The organism is Enterococcus sp. DIV0187, assembly GCF_051713785.1.
Taxonomy (GTDB): domain Bacteria; phylum Bacillota; class Bacilli; order Lactobacillales; family Enterococcaceae; genus Enterococcus_A; species Enterococcus_A avium.
Window position 1 is genome coordinate 1,054,647 of sequence record NZ_JBIOQO010000001.1, and the last position, 21,421, is coordinate 1,076,067.

Annotated in this window: 18 protein-coding genes, 1 other RNA gene and 1 pseudogene; 8 read left to right on the top strand and 12 right to left on the bottom strand. The window is 38.6% G+C overall.

Translation table 11 applies throughout. The annotated features are described in order from the left end of the window. Positions 1 to 226 precede the first annotated feature (226 nt). Positions 227 to 1,690: a glycerophosphodiester phosphodiesterase family protein gene (locus tag IGI52_RS05165; RefSeq protein ID WP_438780643.1), complete on the top strand. Its 1,464-nt coding sequence runs from the start codon at positions 227 to 229 to the stop codon at positions 1,688 to 1,690. A gap of 48 nt (positions 1,691 to 1,738) precedes the next feature. Here IGI52_RS05165 and IGI52_RS05170 read toward each other — a convergent pair whose 3' ends face one another. The 6 genes and pseudogenes from IGI52_RS05170 to gdhA all read right to left on the bottom strand — a co-directional run bounded on the left by IGI52_RS05170 (position 1,739) and on the right by gdhA (position 7,676). Continuing rightward, on the bottom strand, positions 1,739 to 2,539 hold the full coding sequence (locus tag IGI52_RS05170; RefSeq protein ID WP_270786331.1) for an ABC transporter permease subunit: 801 nt from the start codon (positions 2,537 to 2,539) through the stop codon (positions 1,739 to 1,741). Beyond that, positions 2,532 to 3,443, bottom strand: a complete 912-nt coding sequence (locus IGI52_RS05175) for an ABC transporter ATP-binding protein (protein WP_438780644.1) — start codon at positions 3,441 to 3,443, stop codon at positions 2,532 to 2,534. Before IGI52_RS05175 ends, IGI52_RS05170 begins: the two co-directional genes overlap by 8 nt. A gap of 328 nt (positions 3,444 to 3,771) precedes the next feature. Continuing rightward, positions 3,772 to 4,095, bottom strand: a pseudogene (gene tnpA / locus IGI52_RS05180) (IS200/IS605 family transposase); the annotation flags it as partial. A gap of 268 nt (positions 4,096 to 4,363) precedes the next feature. After that, the gene (locus IGI52_RS05185; RefSeq protein WP_016182153.1) at positions 4,364 to 4,591 is read right to left on the bottom strand and encodes a hypothetical protein; all 228 of its coding nucleotides are present in this window, start codon (positions 4,589 to 4,591) and stop codon (positions 4,364 to 4,366) included. 310 nt (positions 4,592 to 4,901) lie between these two features. Beyond that, the gene (locus IGI52_RS05190) at positions 4,902 to 6,248 is read right to left on the bottom strand and encodes a glucose-6-phosphate isomerase (RefSeq protein ID WP_016182152.1); all 1,347 of its coding nucleotides are present in this window, start codon (positions 6,246 to 6,248) and stop codon (positions 4,902 to 4,904) included. 84 nt (positions 6,249 to 6,332) lie between these two features. After that, a complete protein-coding gene (gene gdhA, locus IGI52_RS05195; RefSeq protein WP_438780645.1) occupies positions 6,333 to 7,676 on the bottom strand; it encodes an NADP-specific glutamate dehydrogenase in 1,344 nt (447 codons plus the stop codon). A gap of 161 nt (positions 7,677 to 7,837) precedes the next feature. On the opposite strand from gdhA, the gene IGI52_RS05200 reads away from it, so the two are divergent. Further along, positions 7,838 to 9,094, top strand: coding sequence for an NAD(P)/FAD-dependent oxidoreductase (locus IGI52_RS05200; protein WP_438780646.1), 1,257 nt, complete (start codon positions 7,838 to 7,840; stop codon positions 9,092 to 9,094). Here the strand turns inward: IGI52_RS05200 and ybaK are convergent. The 3 genes from ybaK to IGI52_RS05215 form a co-directional block, all read right to left on the bottom strand. After that, positions 9,091 to 9,576 carry a Cys-tRNA(Pro) deacylase gene (ybaK, locus tag IGI52_RS05205; protein ID WP_438780647.1) on the bottom strand — a complete coding sequence of 162 codons (486 nt, stop codon included), beginning with the start codon at positions 9,574 to 9,576 and terminating at the stop codon, positions 9,091 to 9,093. The genes IGI52_RS05200 and ybaK overlap by 4 nt on opposite strands. Before the next feature lie 214 nt (positions 9,577 to 9,790). Further along, positions 9,791 to 10,540, bottom strand: a complete 750-nt coding sequence (gene aroD, locus IGI52_RS05210) for a type I 3-dehydroquinate dehydratase (protein ID WP_311863562.1) — start codon at positions 10,538 to 10,540, stop codon at positions 9,791 to 9,793. Between the two features lie 22 nt (positions 10,541 to 10,562). Next, positions 10,563 to 11,732 (bottom strand): class I SAM-dependent rRNA methyltransferase, encoded by a 1,170-nt coding sequence (locus IGI52_RS05215; protein ID WP_438780648.1) that lies wholly within the window; start codon positions 11,730 to 11,732, stop codon positions 10,563 to 10,565. A gap of 177 nt (positions 11,733 to 11,909) precedes the next feature. Here IGI52_RS05215 and IGI52_RS05220 point away from each other — a divergent pair, with 177 nt between their 5' ends. The 3 genes from IGI52_RS05220 (at position 11,910) to IGI52_RS05230 (ending at position 16,377) form a co-directional block, all read left to right on the top strand. Continuing rightward, a complete protein-coding gene (locus tag IGI52_RS05220; RefSeq protein ID WP_438780649.1) occupies positions 11,910 to 14,021 on the top strand; it encodes an LTA synthase family protein in 2,112 nt (703 codons plus the stop codon). 125 nt (positions 14,022 to 14,146) lie between these two features. Continuing rightward, positions 14,147 to 14,803 (top strand): hypothetical protein, encoded by a 657-nt coding sequence (locus tag IGI52_RS05225; RefSeq protein ID WP_102871113.1) that lies wholly within the window; start codon positions 14,147 to 14,149, stop codon positions 14,801 to 14,803. 134 nt (positions 14,804 to 14,937) lie between these two features. After that, on the top strand, positions 14,938 to 16,377 hold the full coding sequence (locus IGI52_RS05230; protein ID WP_438780650.1) for an NCS2 family permease: 1,440 nt from the start codon (positions 14,938 to 14,940) through the stop codon (positions 16,375 to 16,377). 33 nt (positions 16,378 to 16,410) lie between these two features. Here the strand turns inward: IGI52_RS05230 and IGI52_RS05235 are convergent, their stop codons facing one another. Both IGI52_RS05235 and IGI52_RS05240 read right to left on the bottom strand, forming a co-directional pair. Continuing rightward, a complete protein-coding gene (locus IGI52_RS05235; protein ID WP_271819265.1) occupies positions 16,411 to 17,892 on the bottom strand; it encodes a sensor histidine kinase in 1,482 nt (493 codons plus the stop codon). Next, entirely contained in the window at positions 17,889 to 18,611 is a 723-nt protein-coding gene (locus IGI52_RS05240; RefSeq protein WP_016182141.1) for a response regulator transcription factor, read from the bottom strand. Before IGI52_RS05240 ends, IGI52_RS05235 begins: the two co-directional genes overlap by 4 nt. A 211-nt stretch (positions 18,612 to 18,822) precedes the next feature. On the opposite strand from IGI52_RS05240, the gene ssrA reads away from it, so the two are divergent. The 3 genes from ssrA to IGI52_RS05255 all read left to right on the top strand — a co-directional run bounded on the left by ssrA (position 18,823) and on the right by IGI52_RS05255 (position 20,743). Beyond that, positions 18,823 to 19,189, top strand: a transfer-messenger RNA (tmRNA) gene (ssrA, locus tag IGI52_RS05245). A gap of 304 nt (positions 19,190 to 19,493) precedes the next feature. Then, entirely contained in the window at positions 19,494 to 20,180 is a 687-nt protein-coding gene (locus tag IGI52_RS05250) for a phosphoribosylaminoimidazolesuccinocarboxamide synthase (RefSeq protein ID WP_102871110.1), read from the top strand. Positions 20,181 to 20,389: 209 nt separating this feature from the next. Further along, positions 20,390 to 20,743: a nuclear transport factor 2 family protein gene (locus tag IGI52_RS05255; RefSeq protein ID WP_102871109.1), complete on the top strand. Its 354-nt coding sequence runs from the start codon at positions 20,390 to 20,392 to the stop codon at positions 20,741 to 20,743. 177 nt (positions 20,744 to 20,920) lie between these two features. Here IGI52_RS05255 and IGI52_RS05260 read toward each other — a convergent pair whose 3' ends face one another. Next, positions 20,921 to 21,136 (bottom strand): hypothetical protein, encoded by a 216-nt coding sequence (locus IGI52_RS05260; RefSeq protein ID WP_438780651.1) that lies wholly within the window; start codon positions 21,134 to 21,136, stop codon positions 20,921 to 20,923. Positions 21,137 to 21,421: the final 285 nt, after the last annotated feature.

The window sequence follows — 21,421 nt, forward strand, 5'->3', positions numbered from 1 at the left end:
ATTCCATTTTCGCGAATTTCATGAAATAATCAAACTTTGAATCGCAGACTTGTGATACCCTAAATAAAAAGCACGATTTATTTTAGATAAATCATTCACTGTTAGAATTGTAGGAGGAATAATGAATTACTTTCGACAACAAATAACGCATTTTTTTAATACGTTTTCCATATATAACTTTATCATGCTTGTCTTTGGTCTTCCTTTTTTATCAGAGGGACTCTTTTTGTTTTTTCGACAAAGCTTTCTAAATAATCTGTATCATCCTTTGTATTTGTTACTATTTGCGGCTCTGATCTTTCTATACGGAAACTTTTTCAGCCAGGTACAGTCAAATGAAAAAGGGTTTCAGAACTTTTCTTTAAAGGCAGCATTTGTTAGCTTTGCATACTGGCTACTTTTATCTCCAATTTTTTTCTTTCGCTTTTACCAACTATTGTTAGCTTGGCAGCCGCTTCCAGCTAGAATGCTTTCTTTTATTTTTCTTTATCGTTGGAAAATACTGCCGGTAATTATTTTCCTGTACTTGATTGTTCTTTATTTTTTATATCGGATGATCTTAGTGCCAAAATATCTAAAGCAAGGAAAAAGTATAAAGGAAAGTCGGAAGCTTAGCTGGCAAAAAACGGAAAATAAATTGGGAAAACAGCTGCTGCTCTTCTTCCTAATTCCATTCGCCTTTTTAACTGTCAGTCTTTTGATGAAAATCGGCGTTATTTGGCTCTCGCAATTTTTGATCAGACAAACTAGCGCAATGATCTTTTTGGTCATCTATCGTGTATTACAAAACGTATGGTGGGGCCTTTTCTTCCTCTACTTGACTGCATCGGATAAAAAGCCGGTCATTGATGACTCTACAACAAAGGGAACAATCGTCTGGCTGGGCTTGACAATTCTTGTTTGTCTTGGCTTATACTCGCTGCATTATGCTCATGCCTTTCAAATAGAAGATGCAAATGAACCCTTCACAATCTCACATCGAGGGGTTACTAACCGCAATGGTGTCCAAAATTCAATCGCAGCTCTGAAAAGAACCAGCCTAAGAGATCGACCAGATTATATAGAGATGGACGTTCAAGAAACTGCAGATCACCAATTAGTCGTGATGCACGATGAAAATTTGAAGGATTTGGCTGATAAAAATTTACGCATTGATGAAACAAGTTGGGATGAATTAAAAAAAGTCACACTGGAGGATAACGGCTACACTAGTAAAATCCCATTATTTGCGGATTATCTCGCAGAAGCAAACCGTTTGAACCAAAAATTACTGATTGAACTTAAGGTCACTAACAAGACTAAAAGTACAATCGTTCAACAATTATTACCTTTAAAAGAGCAGCTAGCCAATCATCAACTACAAAGTATGGACCTAGACAGCGCCAATAAAATGAAACAACTTTTTCCAACAATGAAGGTTGGTTATATCTTGCCTTTAGATCTGATCGGGGCTCCAAAAACCTCACTGGATTTCATGAATATCGAAGCACGAACTGCCAACAATGATTTGATTCAAGTTTTGCAAAAACGCAATCAAGCTGTTTATGTTTGGCCGGTCAATTCAAATCAGCAAATGGCCGTCTATCGTTGTCAGAACGTGACAGGTATCTTGACAGATGATCTAAGTGTCTTTTCGGTTGACTCAAACCGTATCAGTATAAAGACAGCAAGTATTCTACAATTTGACTAAAATAAAAATCGTAAACAGTCCTCTATTGAAGGTTGTTTACGATTTTTATTATCGCTCTAATAGACGTTCGTAGGTGAAGCCAGTCATGGAAAATCTGAGTAGCAGCAGGGCGATCAACAGTAAAATAAGACCAATTGAAATCACTACCCATCCGCCAAAAACGAGAATACCAGTAAATTGGCCAATAAGAAGCAAAGCTATCGGCATGATCAAAAAGGCCGCTTTCTGTTGTGATTCTTCGATTGTCGTAGATTTTGCTGAACCTTTGACAATCAAGACAATCGAGATAATGGTGATTGCCGGTACAATGAGAAGCATCACCCACAGCCAATTAATACTTAAAGGAAGCATCCTCCCTGTAATAAAATACAGCTCTGCCTCGATCACGATAACAGTTAAAATAAACGAAACATAGGTCACAAAGACTGCTACAAAAAACGAGGCATAGACTTTCGCCTGAAAAATTTCACGAATCGATAAGGGAGAATAAAGCAATGTCTCCAGCGTTCGTTTCTCCTTCTCGCCTACAAAAGAACTTGCCGCCATGACACTCGCTGTCATAATCGGGATGATTAAAAAGAAAATCGGAATGACATTATTGATCATTAAAGACAACAAGTCGCGAATCAACTGTTCTTGATCCAGTTTTTGAAAATCTGGTAAAATACGAGCCATTTCAGTAAATGAAGAAGAATCCGTTGGACTTAGTAAAACCGTTAGCAGCATAATCGTTGGAAAGACTACTGAAAAGATCAACGGAAGAATTGTCAGCACAGAAAAGTAGCGTTTATTTTCAGTAATTCCTCTTACATCCTTGACCATAATCGCTTTTTGCCGATTATTAAACATGCGTCTCTCCCCCTTCCAATAAAGCAAAATAGATTTCCTCTAACGAAAAATCCTTTGGCGTTACTTGCGCGATATTGCCGCCCTGTTTGACAATTTCTCTCACCAGTTGAGGGATCTCCGCCTTTTCCTGGATCACTAATTCATAAATGTTATCTTTGATCCGTTCACTTTTGAGCGAAGGCGGCATGAAGTCTGTCTCGATCGTTACTTTATAGCTGTTGAAGGTACGCTTTCGTAATTCTGGTAGACTGCCTAATGCTAGAAGCTGGCCTTTGTCCATCAGACCATATTCATGACAAATTTCTTGGGCGTATCTTAATTGATGTGTACAAAGGAAAATCGTCGTCCCCTCTTCTCTTGAAAGCTCTAGCAGCAATTCATTAACCTTCTTTGTACTTTCAGGATCAAGTCCGCTGGTGGGCTCATCCAAAAAAAGCACACTTGGGCGATGAATCAAGGTACGTGCTAAGGAGAGTCTTTGACGCATCCCGGTAGAGTAGCTCTTTAATGTTACTTGAGCCGCATCTGAAAGCTCTAGCTTTTCTAGCAATTGTATTCCTCTTGCTTGACTCTCCGATTTTGTCAGACCGAAAAGCTGCCCAAAGAAAATCAGATTATCAATACCAGTCAAATGATCATACATGCCTGCATGTTCCGTTAAGATGCCTGTGAATTGATGAAGTTTTTCCGCTTCGTTAACTGGATTAAGCCCTAAAACGCGAATCTCTCCACCAGTCGGATCTAAGATGCCATTTAATAATTTAACTGTCGTTGTCTTTCCAGCACCATTCGGGCCTAAGAATCCAAAAATCGTCCCTTGAGGAACCGCTAGACTAATGTTGTCTAAGGCCTTCTTCCCATCTGAATAGACTTTTTCTAATTGTTTAATTTCGATTGCCTGCATTTGTGATCCCTCCCGCTATATCTTTTCTTCAACTTCTATTGTATTTCTTCTAACTTAAAGGTTCAATGGACTGTTTGTTAACTTTAAATCGGTAAAATCAACTAATACGATACCTAACATTTTAAACGTGAAATTTTAAACAATGCTTATGTCTCACCGACAGTTTGATAGAGCTCCTCGATTATTCTTAATAGCTAAAAGTAGCAAGGAGTAACTCATCCACCCGTGAAAACGGGTGGCTTTTTAACACCTCTAGAAGAGGTCACTGCTCGCGTACTCCATAAATGGAGCTTTTTAAAAGACCGCCAACCGCTCATCGCTCGCTACTTTATTTCTTTTTCTTCATTTTAAATGGATCGACGTATTCTCTTTTACTTATGCTATCTCGATTTCGATCCTCTGCTTCTTGTTCTCTTTTATATTTTGCAATTGTTTTCTGATTTAACCCTACTGTACTTACATAATAGCCTTTCGACCAAAAACTCTTATTCCCATATTTATACACTAAGTTTCCATGCTGCTCATGGATAAGCGTGGCGCTTCTTCCTTTTAAGAATCCCATGAAACTTGAAATGCTTATTTTCGGTGGCACTCTAACTAACATATGAATATGATCTGGCATGGCATGTGCTTCTATGATTTCTACCGACTGTGTGATAAACTTTTGTCGTCATTTGATGACATAGAAAAACTCCTTTCGATAGTATGAGCGGTTGGTAGCCACTTATTAGTATATCGAAAGGAGTTTTTATCGCTAAAGCTATCTCGTCCACGCGTAGAAACGCGCGGTTTTCTTGTTTCACTCGCTAACGCGAGCGAAACTGACTAAAGTCATTAACAAAAAAGATTCGAACCTCTTTTTTGAAGGGTCCGAATCTAATTCCTGTCAAAATAAACATTTCACATGCATAACTATAAAGTTACGCAGTACACTCAACTTCGATACATGCGTGTACATCTTCGTATTTTACTAATAAACGATTCTGCAATTCGATAACTGTCGCGCGATCAGAAGGTGCGCAACGTACAACATTGATCAACACTGTATTATTGTAAAGTTGCTCGACAACACCAACAACTTCATTTTTGATTCCAATTGCTTTACACTCGTAAGCAAGTCCAATTTCAATAGTTTCTGTAATTTCCATAATAAATCCCCCTTTAATACTACGTTTTTATAATAACATAATTATTGAAAATTGAAAACGTTTTTTATAAGTTTTTTTGCTTTTATATCAAGGGTAATTCAACAATTTTTAGAAAATTCGTAAAACATCAACATAAACAACCTTGGTTATTTTTAATCTCCTATTCATTTTTTATTTATCTTTAATTGTTTAAAACCGGTTTCTTTATTCTTTCATTATGCTTTTTATCATTAATTTTGATTAGCTATGTATTACTTTTATTCAACCGGAAAAAAAGAGCCCTCGTCAAACGAGCGCTCTTTTCTTGATTTTATAAACGATTATTCAATTCTTTTGCTAAATCTTCAAATCCTGGTTTTCCAAGTAGGGCAAACATATTTTTCTTATAAGCTTCCACACCTGGTTGATTAAATGGGTTAACCCCTAATAAATAGCCAGAGATACCAACAGCGATTTCGAAGAAGTACATAGCGTAACCTAAAGTATAAGCATCCATTGTTGGGATGTTTAATACAAAGTTAGGAACACCGCCGTCTGTGTGGGCTAATAATGTGCCTTGATAAGCTTTAGAGTTAACAAAGTCAACATCTTTACCTTCTAAGTAGCCTAAGCCATCTAAATCAGATTCTTGTGAAGGAATCGCCACAGATTTACGAGGTTTTTCCACTTTCACGATCGTTTCGAAGATGTTACGACGACCTTCTTGGATGTATTGTCCAAATGAATGCAAGTCAGTTGAGAAGTTCGCACTTGATGGGTAAATACCTTTCAAGTCTTTTCCTTCTGATTCGCCGTATAGTTGTTTCCACCATTCGTTGAAATATTGCATACCTGGTTCATAGTTGACCAAGATTTCAGTCACTTTGCCTTTACGGTATAAAATATTACGAAGAGCGGCATATTGATATGCTTCATTTTCGTCTAGGTTTTCGCTTGAATAAGCTTCGCGAGCATCTGCTGCACCTTGCATCAATGCATCAATATCTGCTCCGCTGGCTGCGATTGGTAGTAGACCAACTGCTGTAAGCACTGAGAAACGTCCACCAACATCATCAGGAATAACAAAAGTTTCCCAACCAGCTGCATCAGCTTCTACTTTTACTGCTCCGCGAGCTTTATCAGTTGTAGCATAGATACGTTTGTTCGCTTCTTCTTCACCATATTTTTTGATCAATAATTCTTTGAAGACACGGAATGCGATTGCTGGCTCTGTTGTTGTTCCTGATTTAGAAATTACGTTAACAGAAAAATCACGATCACCGATCACTTCGATCAAGTCAGCGATGTACGTTGAGCTGATTGAATTTCCCGCAAAAAATACTTGCGGCGCTTTACGATCTTCCTTATCCAATACATTGAAAAAGCTTTGGTGCAAGAATTCAATTGCTGCACGTGCTCCAAGGTATGAACCGCCGATTCCGATAACTACTAATACATCAGAATCAGATTTGATTTTTTCAGCTGCTTTTTTGATGCGCGCAAATTCATCTTTGTCATAGTTTACTGGAAGATCTATCCAGCCTAGGAAGTCATTTCCTGCGCCAGTACCTTCGCGTAATTCTTTGTGAGCTAGAGCTACTTCAGATTTGATGTACTCCATTTCATGTTCGCTCACGAATGGTGCTACTTTCGAATAATCGAAATGAATGTGTGCCATTGTTTTTCCTCCTTGAAAATCACTTCATAACAATCTATACTTTACGTTTCTTTTACCGATTTTTCAAGCGTAAACCATTAAAATTTAAACAGTTCCTTGTGCCATCATCGCAGCAGCAACTTTCTCAAACCCAGCAATGTTCGCACCTGCCGCGAAATTATCTTTATCCGCATACTTCGCAGCCGTATCACGACAAGTTTCATAGATATTTTTCATGATGTCATCGAGTTTGCTATCGACTTCCTCTTTGGTCCAAGCCAAACGTTGAGAGTTTTGACTCATTTCTAATGCAGATACAGCTACACCGCCAGCATTTGCTGCTTTTCCTGATCCATAAAGTACGCCATTTTCATGATACAGTTTAACCGCGCCATTTGTGCTCGGCATATTTGCACCTTCTGCTACCACTTTTACTCCGTTTTTAACTAAGAGCTCCGCTTTTTTATCGTCAATCTCATTTTGTGTTGCACAAGGCAAAGCAATGTCTGCTTCTGTCTCAAGCTCCCAAACAGAACCTTCGAAATACTCAGCGGTTGAAGATTCTTTGGCATATTCTGTTAAGCGGGCGCGACGAACCTCTTTAATTTCCTTCAATAGTGCAACATCAATTCCGTTTTTATCATAAATATAGCCATTTGAATCCGAACAAGTAAGTGCTGTTGCCCCTAATTCTTGCGCCTTTTCAATCGCATAGATAGCCACATTTCCGCTACCTGAGACAATCACTTTTTTTCCATCGAAGGAATCCTTGCGATCTTCTAATAAATGTTTCACGAAGTAAACTGCACCATAGCCAGTCGCTTCCGTTCGACCAAGACTACCGTTAAAGCCTAAAGGTTTACCCGTCAGTACACCCATATCATATTCACGCAGACGTTTATATTGTCCGAATAGGTATCCGATCTCGCGACCGCCGACACCGATATCGCCTGCTGGCACGTCTAAGTTTGGACCAATATGTTTTGATAATTCTGTCATGAAGCTTTGGCAATAACGCATTACTTCAGAATCAGATTTTCCCTTCGGATCAAAATCTGATCCACCTTTGCCGCCGCCAATTGGAAGACCGGTCAAGCTATTTTTAAAGATTTGCTCGAATCCTAAAAACTTCAAGATACTTAAGTTCACACTTGGATGGAAACGCAGACCACCTTTATATGGGCCAATCGCCGAGTTGAACTGAACACGGTAACCGCGATTCACTTGCCAATTGCCCTTATCATCTTGCCAAGGCACTCGGAATTGAACCATTCGCTCTGGTTCAATGATCATGCCTAAAATGTTTTTTTCAACATACTCTGGATGCTCTTCTAGAAAAGGAATCACAGTAGGTAAAAATTCTTCCACCGCTTGTAAAAATTCTTCTTGATTCGGATCTTTTGCCTCTAAGTTCTTTTGAATCTGTTCAACATATTCTCTTACTTCCATCAAATTCCTCCTCACATTTAATACTCATAGTTTACATCATTTTCTAATGGAAGTGAAAAAAAATTCATGATACGCGGCAAATTGACTGAAAATTGTTCGTATTTAAAGTATGATTATACAAACAAAAACAACAAATCAATTAAAGATAGGAATTAATTAAAATGAGTGAAAAATTTGATGTAATCGTAATTGGTGGCGGTCCCGCTGGGATGATGGCAGCAATTACAGCTGCGATGAATGGCGCTAAAGCCGCCCTATTTGAGAAAAATAAACGACTTGGCAAGAAATTGCTTATGACTGGCGGCGGTCGCTGCAACGTGACGAATAATCGTCCAGTAGAGGATTTGATCACTCATATTCCCGGAAACGGCCGCTTTTTATATAGTACATTTTCGCAATTTGATAATCAGGACGTCATGACCTTCTTTAACGAACGCGGAGTTGCGTTAAAAGAAGAGGATCACGGAAGAATTTTTCCAGTCTCAGATAAATCGGCTACGATCGTCAATACTTTAAAGGAGGAGCTAGAAAATTTAAACGTTGAGCTGCATTTTAAAGAATCGGTTGAAAAAATTATTACTAACGGCTCAACCATTCAAGGCGTGCGCACCTCGGAGGGGGATTATTCTGCAAAAAGTATCATCGTTACGACTGGCGGAATCACCTATCCCTCCACTGGATCGCAGGGCGATGGCTACCGTTTTGCCAAAAGTGTTGGTCATCATGTGACACCCCTCTATCCAACAGAATCACCGATTTTTTTAACTGATGATTTTGTTTCAGCTAAAACATTGCAGGGCTTGTCTCTGCAGGACGTAAAATTATCTGTTGTTGACGAGAAAAGTAAATCAATTGCGAGCCATGAGATGGACTTGCTCTTTACCCATTTTGGGATTTCAGGACCTGCCGCATTGCGTTGCTCAAGCTTTGTTAATCAATTATTGCGAACCCAAGAAACAGTGACTTTGACACTCGATTGTTTTCCTGGAAAATCAACCAATGAACTACTTGAAGAAATCAGCGAGCGTTCGGCAGCTTCCACCAAACAATTGAAAAACGCCTTAGCCGGTTTCTTACCTGAGCGTCTGTTGCTCTTTCTTTTAGAAAAAATCGGTATTAGCGAATTGTCTTACAACCAAACATCAAAAGAACAATTGAACCGCTTTGTTTCCTATTGTAAAGACTGGTCAATGACTGCAAACAAAACATTTGGTTTAGAAAAATCCTTCGTCACTGGTGGTGGCGTTGAGCTTAAGGAAATCAACCCCAAGGAATTAGCCAGCAAAAAAATTCCCGGCTTGTATTTTGCCGGGGAGGTTCTAGATGTAAATGGCTATACAGGTGGTTACAATATCACCACCGCTTTTTGTACAGGGTATGTTGCCGGAACACATGCCGCCTATAACGCCTTTGCTTAATGCGTCAGCTCCGCAAATTGTCCTCGCGTCAGTTCTAAGATGGCCGCGGGGGCAATTTCCATTTGCAGACCTCTTCTACCAGCCGAAATTGCGATTTGTTCAAAATTTTCAGCCGAAGCATCGACGAAGGTTGGAAAAAGCTTCTTCATTCCTATTGGCGAACAGCCGCCGCGTATGTAGCCTGTCGTAGCCTCTAAATCTCGCAAATGCAGCATTTCAACTTTTTTGTTGCCGCTGACCTTCGCTATCTTCTTCAGATCCAATTCATGATCACTGGGAATCACTGCTACGACTGGACCCGTTTTGTTTCCAACTGCGACGAGGGTTTTAAAAATTCTCGCAGGTTCAATTTCAACCTGTTCAGAAACGTGGCTCGCGCCTAAATCGTCCTCGCTCCAAGCATATTCATGCTCTTTATAAGCGATCTTCTTTTGTTCGACTAAACGAATCGCATTGGTCTTTTGAATTTTCTTCTTAGCCAAGTCAATCCCCTCACTTAATTTATTTTCTAAAGTCTAGCAAAAAAGCGAATAGGAAACAAATCAGTCGTTTGTTTAAAAGAACGAGCAGCTACTGGTAAGACAAAGATTCTTCCATTTTCGTGAAAAGCTAGATTAAAAAAATCCAAGCTTGAATAACGAGTTTGGATTTTTTCTGTTTACAGTTTGAGGGCATTCGAAAAATCCAAAAGCCTTCTTATCTCAATTCATTAACTATCAAAGCTAATTTCTCTGCTTCAATTTGAGCATCCTCATTAGACTGCCCTTCTAAACAACCATAGGTCATGCAGGAGCCATCCAATGAACCGCTGATTTGTGAAAATTTTCCGAGTCTGCCTAGAGAAACGGACACGACTGGAAGGGTAACAAAAGTCTGAGCCTTCATTACAATGCCCATTTGGCGCAAGACATCAGCCTCGTTCTGTGGTTCAAGGACGATTTTCGCGATATCTGCTCCCCAATGCTCCATTAAATTTAAGCGAAACAGAATCACTGCATCCTCTGGCGTTTCCTTAAAGTTGTAATAACTCAAAATTACCCGCACATCTAGGGCCTGCATCCATTTGATAAACGTGGTCGATAATTGATCGATGATAGAAACCTCCACATCAGCCAGATCAATCGCACGTGAAGAAACAGCAAATTCGTTAATATGACGGTATTGGTTTAGAGATATATCAAGCAGTCCACCAGCTTCTGTCGTCCGTAAATTAAAAATCAATGGAATATTCCTGATCTCATCCCTTAATGCTAGCAAAGTCGAATTCAACTTATCATCATCTAAGACATCTTCATAATAATCCGCTCGCCATTCGATCACTTCGGCAACCTTCTTGGCTTCATTTGCTTGCTCAATGATCTCCTCGAAAGTTTTTCCAACAATCGGCACGCAGATTTTAGGTTTTCCCGCATCAAATCGTACCTCTCTTACTTGAATATCCATCATATGCATCCCATCCCATTTTCTTCTATTTTTTTATCCTATAAAACAATACTTTCAAATAATTGCTTTCTTCAAAATTACTGGCTGGAAAATCCGCGGGCAATCGATAGCTTTCAGTCAATTGATACGTTACGTTTTTATTTTGAAAGGCTGTCTCGATCGCTTGCTTGAATTTTTTGATTGAAAGATTCGCTGCATTAGTTGACGCAATGATCATTCCATCGTTAGTAAGTATTTCCACACTGTCTTCGATCAAACGTCCATAATCTTTTGCCACAGAAAATGTTTTTTTCTTATTACGGGCAAAACTAGGTGGATCCAAGACAATCAAATTATAACTTAAACCCTTCCTTAATGCATAGCGAAAATAGTCAAATGTATCCATAACAATTATTTTTTGTTTTTCTAAAGGCAAATCGTTCACTTCGAATTGTTCTTGTGTTTTAGGCAGGCTTCGCTGTGCCAGATCAACACTTGTCGTTTCTAACGCTCCGCCATATGCAGCTGCCACAGAAAAGGCTCCTGTATAACTGAACATATTCAAAACTTTTTTTCCTGCAGCCAAGCCTTCTGTCAAGCGTCCTCTGACTTCCTTTTGATCTAAAAAGATCCCCGTCATATAGCCTTCATCTAAGTACACGGCATAAGAAACACCATTCTCTAGTACTATTAAAGGCTCCTGTGGTTTTTCTCCTGCTAACCAGCGACTTTCCTTCCCTTCGCTCTTAAAACGAATTTTCTCAACGATTCCCTTAGCACTTGGAAAAACTGCCAGCAAACTATCTACAATCAGCTTTTGAAAATGGTAAATTGTTTCGTTGTACCAAGATATCACTAAATAGTCCGCGTAGTAATCAATAGTCACGCCTCCGATCCCATCGCCCTCACCGTTAAACAAACGAAAAGTGTTCGTCCCCTGATCAGCAAAGAATGCCTGGCGTTGATTAATTGCCTGCTGGAATTTTTCCATTAGAAAAGCTTTGTTGATTGGGCGTTGTGTTTGATCTAACACCCAACCAAAGCCTTTGTTTTGTTTCCCTAAATAACCAGTTGCAATATATTTATGTTTATTATCGACAAACTTTACCCATTCTAGAGGAATTTTTTTTATATCTTGCTTCAGGTCGTCTTGCTGAATTAATGGGTTTCCCTGACGAATACGTTTAATACCGTAATTATTTAATTCTATTTCCACTCTCATCCCCGCTTTCTTCTATAGTATAGCAAAAAAAAAGCGTATATTTCGCTTATAAAGTTTTCTTTAAGCCTGATTGCTCAAAATTTAATAAGAATTGACTGACTTGATGGAACCGAGTAAACTAAGTAACAAGTGAACATTCGCATTTTTTCTGCGACAGAAAGGAAGTTACTATTGAAAAAACTAAAAGCTCCTACTTTTTTGAATAAACGTCTCGGCTTTTATGCGTTACTGACATTCTTATTATGGGCGAAAAGTGTTTTTGCATACTTATTTGAATTTAATTTAGGGATCGAGAGTCTGACACAATACTTCATCCTATTTATCAATCCAATCGCATCGACGATGTTCTTACTGTCGATTGCTTTATATGTGCGACGGTCCAAAGCCTCTTATGCCACGATGATGGTTATCTACGCACTGGCGAGTTTCCTGCTTTTTGCCAATGTCGTTTATTATCGTGAATTTACCGACTTTATTACCGTAAACACTTTCCTAGGTGCTGGTAAAGTTGCCAGTGGTTTGGGTGAAAGTGCAGTCCGACTATTCCGCCCTTACGACGTACTATACTTGATTGATATTGTGATTTTACCAATTCTTTTATGGCGGAAAGGCATTAAAAGAGAAGAACGACCTGTACGTGCTCGGATGGCTATCGCTATGACTGCTCTTTCGATCATGATTTTCTCAGGAAATCTTTTCCTAGCTGAAGCGGATCGTCCTGAACTATTGACCCGTACCTTTTCTCGCGACTATTTGATCAAATATCTGGGAGTAAATGCCTTTACCGTATACGATGGTATCCAAACCTATAAGACCAACCAAGTTCGCGCCGAGGCTAGTCCCAATGATTTAAAAGAAGTCGAATCTTATGTAAAAGATCACTATGCAGCTCCAAATAGCGACTATTACGGTATCGCTAAGGGACGCAACGTTATTACGATCCATTTGGAAAGTCTTCAGCAATTCGTGATTGACTACAAGCTAAAGGATGAAAATGGTCAAGAGCATGAAGTAACACCGTTCTTGAACAGTATTTTCCATAGTAACAGCACCTTCTCATTTGATAATTTCTTCCACCAAGTAAAAGCTGGAAAAACCTCAGATGCAGAAACATTGATGGAAAATTCTTTATTTGGTTTGAACCAAGGGTCCTTATTCTCGCAATTAGGCGGAAAGAACACTTTCCAAGCAGCTCCAAACATTTTGAAACAAACTGAAGGCTACACAAGTGCTGCCTTCCACGGAAACTCTGGAAGTTTCTGGAACCGTTCTGAAACTTATAAAAATCTTGGCTATGATTATTTCTTCGACTCTTCGTATTACGATGTAAACGATGAAAACTCATTCCAATATGGCTTACACGATAAACCTTTCTTCCAGCAATCTGTGAAGTATTTGGAACGTCTGCAGCAGCCATTCTATACGAAGTTTATCGCCGTTTCGAACCACTATCCTTACAGTGAATTCAAAAATGACGAAGCTGGTTTCCCAATGGCTAACACCAATGATGAAACCATCAACGGCTACTTTGCGACAGCCAATTATTTAGACAAAGCAGTTGAAGAATTTTTCAATTATCTGAAAGCTTCTGGCTTGTATGATAATTCGATCATCGTTATGTACGGTGACCATTATGGTATTTCAAATTCAAGAAACTCTGACTTGGCACCACTGCTTGGCAAGTCAAAAGAAACTTGGTCAAACTTTGATAATGCACAAATGCAGCGTGTTCCTTATATGGTCCATGTTCCTGGTCAAGATAAAGGCGGAATTAACCACACATATGGCGGTGAGGTTGATGCTTTACCTACTTTGTTACATCTTTTAGGAGTGGATACGAGCAAGTATATTCAATTAGGTCAAGATCTGCTATCAAATGATCATGATCAAATCGTCGCTTTCCGTGATGGCGATTATGTGACACCAGAGTATACCTACTACAGTGGAAGCTTATACAGCAATAAAGATGGTATGGCAATCACTGAACCAGACGAAGCCTTGCAAAAACAATCTGAAGCATGGAAAGAAGCTGTTTCTACTCAGTTGAGCACCTCAGATAACATCAACAACGGCGATCTGCTTCGCTTCTACTCAGCCAGCGGGTTGAAGCCGATTGACGCTTCACAATTTGATTATAAAGACGGTCTTAAAAAGATGGAAAAAACCGAGAATAAACTAGGAGATAAATCAACCAGTCTGTTCGATCAAAAAGGAAAAAAATCCACCCAAGAACTTTACAAGACTGAAACGTATAAGCAATATCAAGAACAAAATCAACAATAATCTCCAACAAAGACCTTTCACAAAAACTGTGAAAGGTCTTTGTTTGTTTGCACTTATTTCTTCCGATAGAATTCATATTTCTTTCAAATTAGGATTTTATACTTATTAGTAAGAGGTGGGAATCTATGGAACTTTTTTCAACGACGCTTTCAACTATCAAAAGACATCGAATTCAATTTTCAATATCTTGGGTGATCTATTTGGTCGCTCTCTTTATCCTAACCAGTTTAGGGATGTTGAGACTCGTTTTGAATCAGTTAGATTCTTCCCATCAAATCCAATTATTTACCAGAAAAGAAATTGAGCAGTTGCAACACTATTTTTCTTTCCGACTGCTTGTCAGCGCGATTACCCTATTTGCCATATTACTAGTATTTTTTGCTATTAGGATACATCGTCAAAAAAAGTCGACAGCTTCAATCAAACAGCTGATCTATTCAACTGGACTAGAATTTATTATCGGTTTGCTGATCGCAGCTACTTGTTTAATTGTATTTTTTACCATTTTCGAACCTGTTTACGAATCCATTTTGCAGGCTATTTATCATCAAGGTTTGAATCAAATAAAGGAGTTGCCAAATTTTGTCTTGAGTAATGGTACAAGTGGAATTGCCTACTCTATTCGTTCTTCCTTATCATTTGAGCTATCCTCAACGACTTTGCTAGATCTATTTTTCTGCGCCCTTGCCAAAGCTGTTTTCTCCCTTTTCTTATATTTATGTGTACTAATCATCTCCTTCCGTTTGATTAGTACCACCACAAGGAAGAAGAATGTTCGCTAAACACGAACATTCTTCTTTTTATTTGTTCTCTTAACGAACTTATTGTTGAAAGTCGATTGTTTCTTCATTATACTTTAAAAGTATTCGGTTTTTACCGATATAATGAACTTATTCTTAAGGAGCGTTTAATTATAATGGAGAAATTCTTTAAATTAAAAGAACAAGGTACCAACATTTCTACTGAAGTGATGGCAGGGATCACAACATTCTTCGCCATGAGTTATATTTTATTCGTAAATCCAAGTATTTTATCAGCTTCTGGAATGCCCTTTCAGGCAGTGTTCCTAGCTACGATCATCGCCTCTGTGATCGGAACTTTAGTAATGGGATTATTCGCTAACGTCCCTTACGCGCAAGCACCTGGTATGGGATTGAATGCGTTTTTCACTTATACAGTCGTTTTCGGACTAGGCTATTCTTGGCAACAAGCCTTAGCAATGGTATTCATTTGCGGGATCATTAACATTTTAATTACTGTAACCAAAATTCGTAAATTAATTATTCACGCAATCCCCGAAAGCATGCAGCACGCGATCGGTGGCGGGATCGGAATCTTCGTTGCTTATGTCGGAATCAAAAATGCTGGACTCCTTTCGTTTAGTGCAGACTCATCTGCGATTACCAGCAGTGTCGTTGAAGGCGGCAAAGCGACTAACGTTACAATCAATAGCGGAATTGTTCCTGCTTTAGCAAACTTCAATAATGCGCCGATTTTATTAGCAGTTTTTGGTTTAGTTATTACAACCATCCTAGTTGTTAGAAATGTTCGCGGAGCAATCCTAATCGGAATCGTTGTTACAACATTATTAGGAATCCCTATGGGTGTTGTTCAATTAGGAGCAATTGATTGGCATGCTAATTCATTGAGCAGTTCGATCCAAGAATTAGGCACGACTTTTGGAGCAGCTTTTGGTTCAGCCGGTATGGGTTCGCTTTTCTCTGACTCTTCTAAATTACCGCAAGTTTTAATGACGATTTTAGCTTTTAGTTTATCTGATACTTTCGATACGATCGGAACCTTTATTGGTACAGGACGTCGTACTGGTATTTTCTCAAAAGAAGATGAAAACGCACTTGATAATGATTCAAAAGGCTTTAAAACAAAAATGGATAAGGCGTTATTCGCAGATGCAATCGCGACTTCAATCGGTGCGATCTTCGGTACATCAAACACAACGACATATGTTGAATCCGCAGCGGGTATCGGTGCTGGCGGACGAACAGGTCTAACTTCTGTTGTCGTGGCTATTCTATTTGCACTAAGCAGCTTGTTCTCTCCATTAATTGCTATCGTCCCAGCTCAAGCAACAGCACCTGCATTGATTTTAGTTGGTGTCATGATGTTAGCCTCATTCGCAGACATCAATTGGCTAGATTTAGAAGAAGCCGTTCCGGCCTTCTTTGCTAGTGTCTTTATGGGACTTTGCTATAGCATCTCTTACGGAATTGCTGCTGGTTTCATTTTCTACACGATCTCGAAAGTAATCAAAGGTAAAACCAATGAAGTCTCTCCGATTCTTTGGGTCGTAGATCTTTTATTCATTTTGAATTTTATTATTTTAGCCATTCTTTAAAAGCAAATAAAGAAGCGTAAAACCGATTTGGTTTTACGCTTCTTTTTGTTCTTCAGTGGCTTCTACTGCTTCTGGTTTATCTGGAAAAACGACTGTAAATGTAGTTCCCTTGTCTAGTTCACTGGAAACCTCAATCGTTCCGTTGTGCAAACGAACCAGCTCCTGTACGATCGATAACCCTAGACCAGATTCACCATATTTTGTATTTTTACGCGATGGATCAGCCTTATAGTAGCGATCCCAGATATTTTTCACCTGATCCTCAGACATTCCGATGCCAGTATCGGAAATCTTAATCTCCGTTGCTTTCTCCAATTTTGTGATAGCAACAGCGATCGTTCCATCCTTAGTAAACTGGATCGCATTTTGGATTAAATTCACCATTACTTGAACAAAACGATCGTAATCAGCATAGACCATGATCGGTTCCTCTGTTTGGAGAATTAATTGATCCCCTGAAGCTTCCGCTTTCGCTGATAATTGAGTCAATAATGTTGCTACTGCCTCCGTTGCGTTAAACTCCTGCAACAAGATACTAATTTGATTGGTTCGAATCTTTTCGTAATCCAAATTTTCATTAACTAAACGAATCAAACGAGAGGTCTCATTTTGCATTAGCTTGATGGCCTTCTCTCTTTGATTTTCAGGGATTGCGTTGTATTGCATCCCTTCTAATAAACCGTTGATTGTTGTTAACGGTGTCCGCATCTCATGTGAAGCATCCGCCATGAACTGCTTTCGCCGTTCTTCTTGCCGTTCGATTTCATCCTGCGATTCCTTTAAGGAAACTGTCATCCGATTAAAATCATCCGCCAAATCATCAAATTCGTCGCGATTACGATTCGGCACCACTACATCAAAGTTTCCCGCCGCAACCTCTTTCGTTGCTGAACGCATTCGATTGATACGCTTCACCTGCTGTGTCGCAAAGAAATAGCTGACAATAATCGCAATAATAGAAGCGATGATAAAGGCTTTGAATAAATCGGCTACAATGGAATTAACACTTGTCTCAACGTTCATCGCTGGTTGGCTGACCAGTAAGACGCCAAAAAATACACCCTCAGTAAAAAAAGGAACCATTGCATAAGAAGTCGTTTGACTTTGCCCCATCACATTTTTAGAGCTTGTTTCCTTTTGCTGCTGTCCGGCCTTCAGCGCCTTCCACTGCTCGTCGCTGACTAAGTGCGGATTCACTTTTCCTGATTTATCAGGGTATTGAACCTCTCGATCCTTATCAATAAAAACAAAAGATACGTCTTGCTGATTCAAACTCGATTCAGTCACACCAATGGCAAATTGAAAAATCTCATTACTTGACATGCCTTCAAAACGAATGTCTCGACTTAAGGACAAATTATTTTTTTCCATTGATTGAGCATAACCCAATAACTCTTTATAGTTGTTATCTTCCAATGTTTTACGGGTGAATTGTGTAAAGGATATCCCTAAAGTTAGTAGAATCAACAGAATCAAGCCGCCAAAAGCCAGTAATTGTTGATACAGGTATTTCATCGACCAACCTCAGTGTCATCAAATTTGTAGCCAACGCCCCAAACGGTTTGAATAACCTGTGCACCGACCTTTTCAATTTTTTGACGTAATTTTTTAATATGGGCATCAACAGTTCGTTCATCTCCGAAATATTGATAGTCCCATACTAATTCTAATAACTGTTCACGAGTAAATACTTGGCGCGGCTTTTTCGCCATTGTATATAATAGATCGAACTCTTTGGGTGTCAATCCATCAATTGGCTTTCCATCTAGATAAGCCTCACGAGTTTTCAAATTCATTTTAAAATGCTCCGTTTGAATATCAAAACTATCATTCGTTACAGCGGCTTCTCTTTGTGGTTCAGAAGTCAGTTCACTGCGGCGATGCAGCGCCTTAATTCGGGCAATCAAGGTTAATGGTGAAAAAGGTTTCGTCACATAATCATCCGCACCCATTTCTAACCCAATTACTTGGTCGCTTTCAGAATCTCTAGCTGTCAGCATAATAATCGGAACTGTTTTAGAGATTTTTCGGATTTCGCGCCCAACTTCCATTCCGTCCATGCTAGGCAAATTAAGATCAAGTGTAATCATGTCCCACTTCTCGGGTTCCGCCTTAAAGGCGTCCAAACCTTCTTTTCCATCGTATTTAAATTCGGCTTCCCAGCCCTCATTCAAGAAAAACATTTGCATCATTTCCGAAACGGATTCATTGTCTTCAATCATTAAAATATTCATACTTTAACCCCCTGGTATCATCTGATTCTCATTCTAAGTATACTCTATTTCATTTTTTTCAACCATTACCTTACCCGTATCTTCACTAACTATTTGTTTTTTCTTCAATTTTTTGAATTCTAGCGCAACAAATTCTTCATTTCTCACTTACTTCTTTGCTTTTTTTATAACGAGATGTTATACTTTTTCTTGCAACAAAAATATTCATTAGGGGGACGTTACGGATTCGACAGGCATAGTTTGAGCTTGAATTGCGCTTCGTAGGTTACGTCTACGTAAAAACGTTACAGTTAAATATAACTGCTAAAAACAACAATAACTCTTACGCTTTAGCTGCCTAAAAACAGTTAGCGTAGATCCTCTCGGTATCGCCCATGTACTCGAGTAAGGGTCCTATTCTAAGTGGGATACGTTACAACTTTCCGTCTGCAAGTTGTAAAAGAGCCTATCAGACTAGCAATGTCCGCGGCCTGTCATGCGGCAGAGGACAAAGCGAAGCTTAAATAGTATGACTATGAGCGTAGATTTTTAAGTGTCGATATGTTTGGACGCGGGTTCGACTCCCGCCGTCTCCATACTATTATCTTCATAGAAAAGCCAAAGTGCTGATTTAACAGCACTTTGGCTTTTTTCTATAGATAAAAATGCAAAACTTTTTGTACTCCGATTAAGAAACAGTAGTTTTATGAATGCAGACAGTAGAGTTAAATTCTGAAAAAAGCACTTTATATTTAAATTCAAATGCATTTTACACCCTTTTCTCAAATAAATCCGAACATTAGACGTGTTTTTTAAAATAAAATCCGAAAAATCATCGACACTAAAAATATCCAATGTTATCATTTTTTAAAACACTGGATATTTCAGAGAAGGCGGGAAAAAATGAAAGAATTGTACGATGGGAAAACAAAAACAGTATTACTAGATGAGGAAAACAAGGAAGTCTATTTACTATTTAAAGATAGCGCAACTGGTGAAGATGGCGTCTTTGACCCAGGCTCAAACACTGTTGGCGGAAGTGTTGAAGGAAAGGGGAAAATTGGCTTAATTATTTCCAAATATTTTTTTGAATTGATGGAAAAAAATGGGATTCCTACCCATTATCTTGACGCAGACATCGACAAAGGAATAATGAAGGTTCGGCAGTTAACCGTTCCTAATTTAGAATTTGTACTACGCTATTTCACTGCTGGCAGTATGTGTCGTCGTTTTACCCTGCCAGAAGGATTACCCTTCGATCCACCCTATTTAGAAGTTACCTTAAAAGATGACGAACAAGGCGATCCGCTAATTACAGATCGCTTATGTCAAATGAAGGGTATTTTGAGACCCAATCAGTACGATGAAGGGCTGGATATCTTAACTAGAGTCGGTTCTGTTCTTAAAGAGGCATTGGCGGAAATGAACTTGACTTTGATTGATTTCAAAATTGAAATTGGTTACGACGAAGAAGGAAAAATGTACGTCGTCGATGAGATCACTCCCGATATCTGGCGTGTGAAGGATGAAGCAGGCACTATTCCCAACCAAATTGATTGTGCCCAATTAATCTTAGACAAAATTCAATAATAAAAAAGGTGAGACTCGGTTATGAGTACCTCACCTTTTTAACTAAATGTTCAAATCGATAAATTATAGATTTCAAAGACCGTGAACCTGTATATGTTTAATATATAGATTGTCTTGAAATTAAGTGTAAAAGTAGAATATATTAATACAATTAGACACTCGTTTTATATTGCAAATAGAAATTATTACATACCAAGGAGGTAAATTATATGACACCAAAAGAAATACTTTGCCAATGGGTCGATGCATTTAATAATGCAGATGTAGAAATCATTTCAGAATTATATGATGATAATGCAATAAACCATCAGGTTGCCAATGAGCCAGTTATTGGGAAAGAAGCTATAAAGAAAATGTTTGAACAAGATTTTTCTAACGCAAAAATGGTTTGTATCGTTGAAAACATTTTCGAAGATGGCCAATGGGCAATTTTAGAATGGCGTGACCCACTAGGCTTGAGAGGTTGCGGTTTTTTTCAAATAGTAAATAATAAAATTTTATTTCAAAGAGGTTACTGGGATAAGCTATCTTTCTTAAAACAGCACAACTTGCCTATTGAATAAAATGAATATATACCTTATATAAAATAGTTTGCAAATTTCCTAAAAAGTACGATTAAGGGAAGTATAATAACTTCCCTTAAAAATTTGTTATAATACCAACACTGTATTAAAATATGACCTTCAATAAAATGCCCTTTCAAGATGAAAATTGCTTCTTTCCTAATTTAACCTCTTTTTTCACCGCTCTTCTTCATTTAGAGCAAGCTGCTCTAAGGCTTCTTGCTCCTGATCAACAAAAACACATTTCAAGCTATTAGGATAGACGTAAACAATCAAACGCTCTTTACACACATCGGTAGCAGTAGCAGGGTAAACTTGGCCAGTAGTGTATTTATCACGAAAAAGGTCTTTTAAAGCAACTTCTAGTCCTGTATTGATAAATGGATTCAACATTTAGCACGCTTCCTTTCTGCCTCCAGATTCTCTTACTTATATTATACGCGCTCAATCGCAAGATAGTTCCCATAATTAAAAAAAGTTCAGTTTTTAAACTAAATGGATATGATTTCTCCAAAAAGGTACTGCCATCAGCCTGATTGACAAATTGATAAGACGACCATTTCTTTTATCATTATTCCTCCCTCGTCACTTCCCTCGGAACAATTTGCTCCATAAGAATATCGGTAAAAGTCAATATATCACTGATGATGTCTGCGTGTTCTTCGGATAATCCAGCTT

Bases quoted from the DNA above. Each gene is read 5' to 3' on its own strand.
- IGI52_RS05230 (WP_438780650.1), top strand. From the start codon at position 14,938: ATGGAGAAATTCTTTAAATTAAAAGAACAAGGTACCAACATTTCTACT.
- IGI52_RS05175 (WP_438780644.1), bottom strand. From the start codon at position 3,443: ATGCAGGCAATCGAAATTAAACAATTAGAAAAAGTCTATTCAGATGGG.
- IGI52_RS05185 (WP_016182153.1), bottom strand. From the start codon at position 4,591: ATGGAAATTACAGAAACTATTGAAATTGGACTTGCTTACGAGTGTAAA.
- IGI52_RS05200 (WP_438780646.1), top strand. From the start codon at position 7,838: ATGAGTGAAAAATTTGATGTAATCGTAATTGGTGGCGGTCCCGCTGGG.
- IGI52_RS05190 (WP_016182152.1), bottom strand. From the start codon at position 6,248: ATGGCACACATTCATTTCGATTATTCGAAAGTAGCACCATTCGTGAGC.
- IGI52_RS05250 (WP_102871110.1), top strand. From the start codon at position 19,494: ATGAAAGAATTGTACGATGGGAAAACAAAAACAGTATTACTAGATGAG.
- IGI52_RS05225 (WP_102871113.1), top strand. From the start codon at position 14,147: ATGGAACTTTTTTCAACGACGCTTTCAACTATCAAAAGACATCGAATT.
- IGI52_RS05240 (WP_016182141.1), bottom strand. From the start codon at position 18,611: ATGAATATTTTAATGATTGAAGACAATGAATCCGTTTCGGAAATGATG.
- gdhA (WP_438780645.1), bottom strand. From the start codon at position 7,676: ATGGAAGTAAGAGAATATGTTGAACAGATTCAAAAGAACTTAGAGGCA.
- IGI52_RS05255 (WP_102871109.1), top strand. From the start codon at position 20,390: ATGACACCAAAAGAAATACTTTGCCAATGGGTCGATGCATTTAATAAT.
- IGI52_RS05170 (WP_270786331.1), bottom strand. From the start codon at position 2,539: ATGTTTAATAATCGGCAAAAAGCGATTATGGTCAAGGATGTAAGAGGA.
- IGI52_RS05260 (WP_438780651.1), bottom strand. From the start codon at position 21,136: ATGTTGAATCCATTTATCAATACAGGACTAGAAGTTGCTTTAAAAGAC.
- IGI52_RS05235 (WP_271819265.1), bottom strand. From the start codon at position 17,892: ATGAAATACCTGTATCAACAATTACTGGCTTTTGGCGGCTTGATTCTG.
- aroD (WP_311863562.1), bottom strand. From the start codon at position 10,540: ATGATGGATATTCAAGTAAGAGAGGTACGATTTGATGCGGGAAAACCT.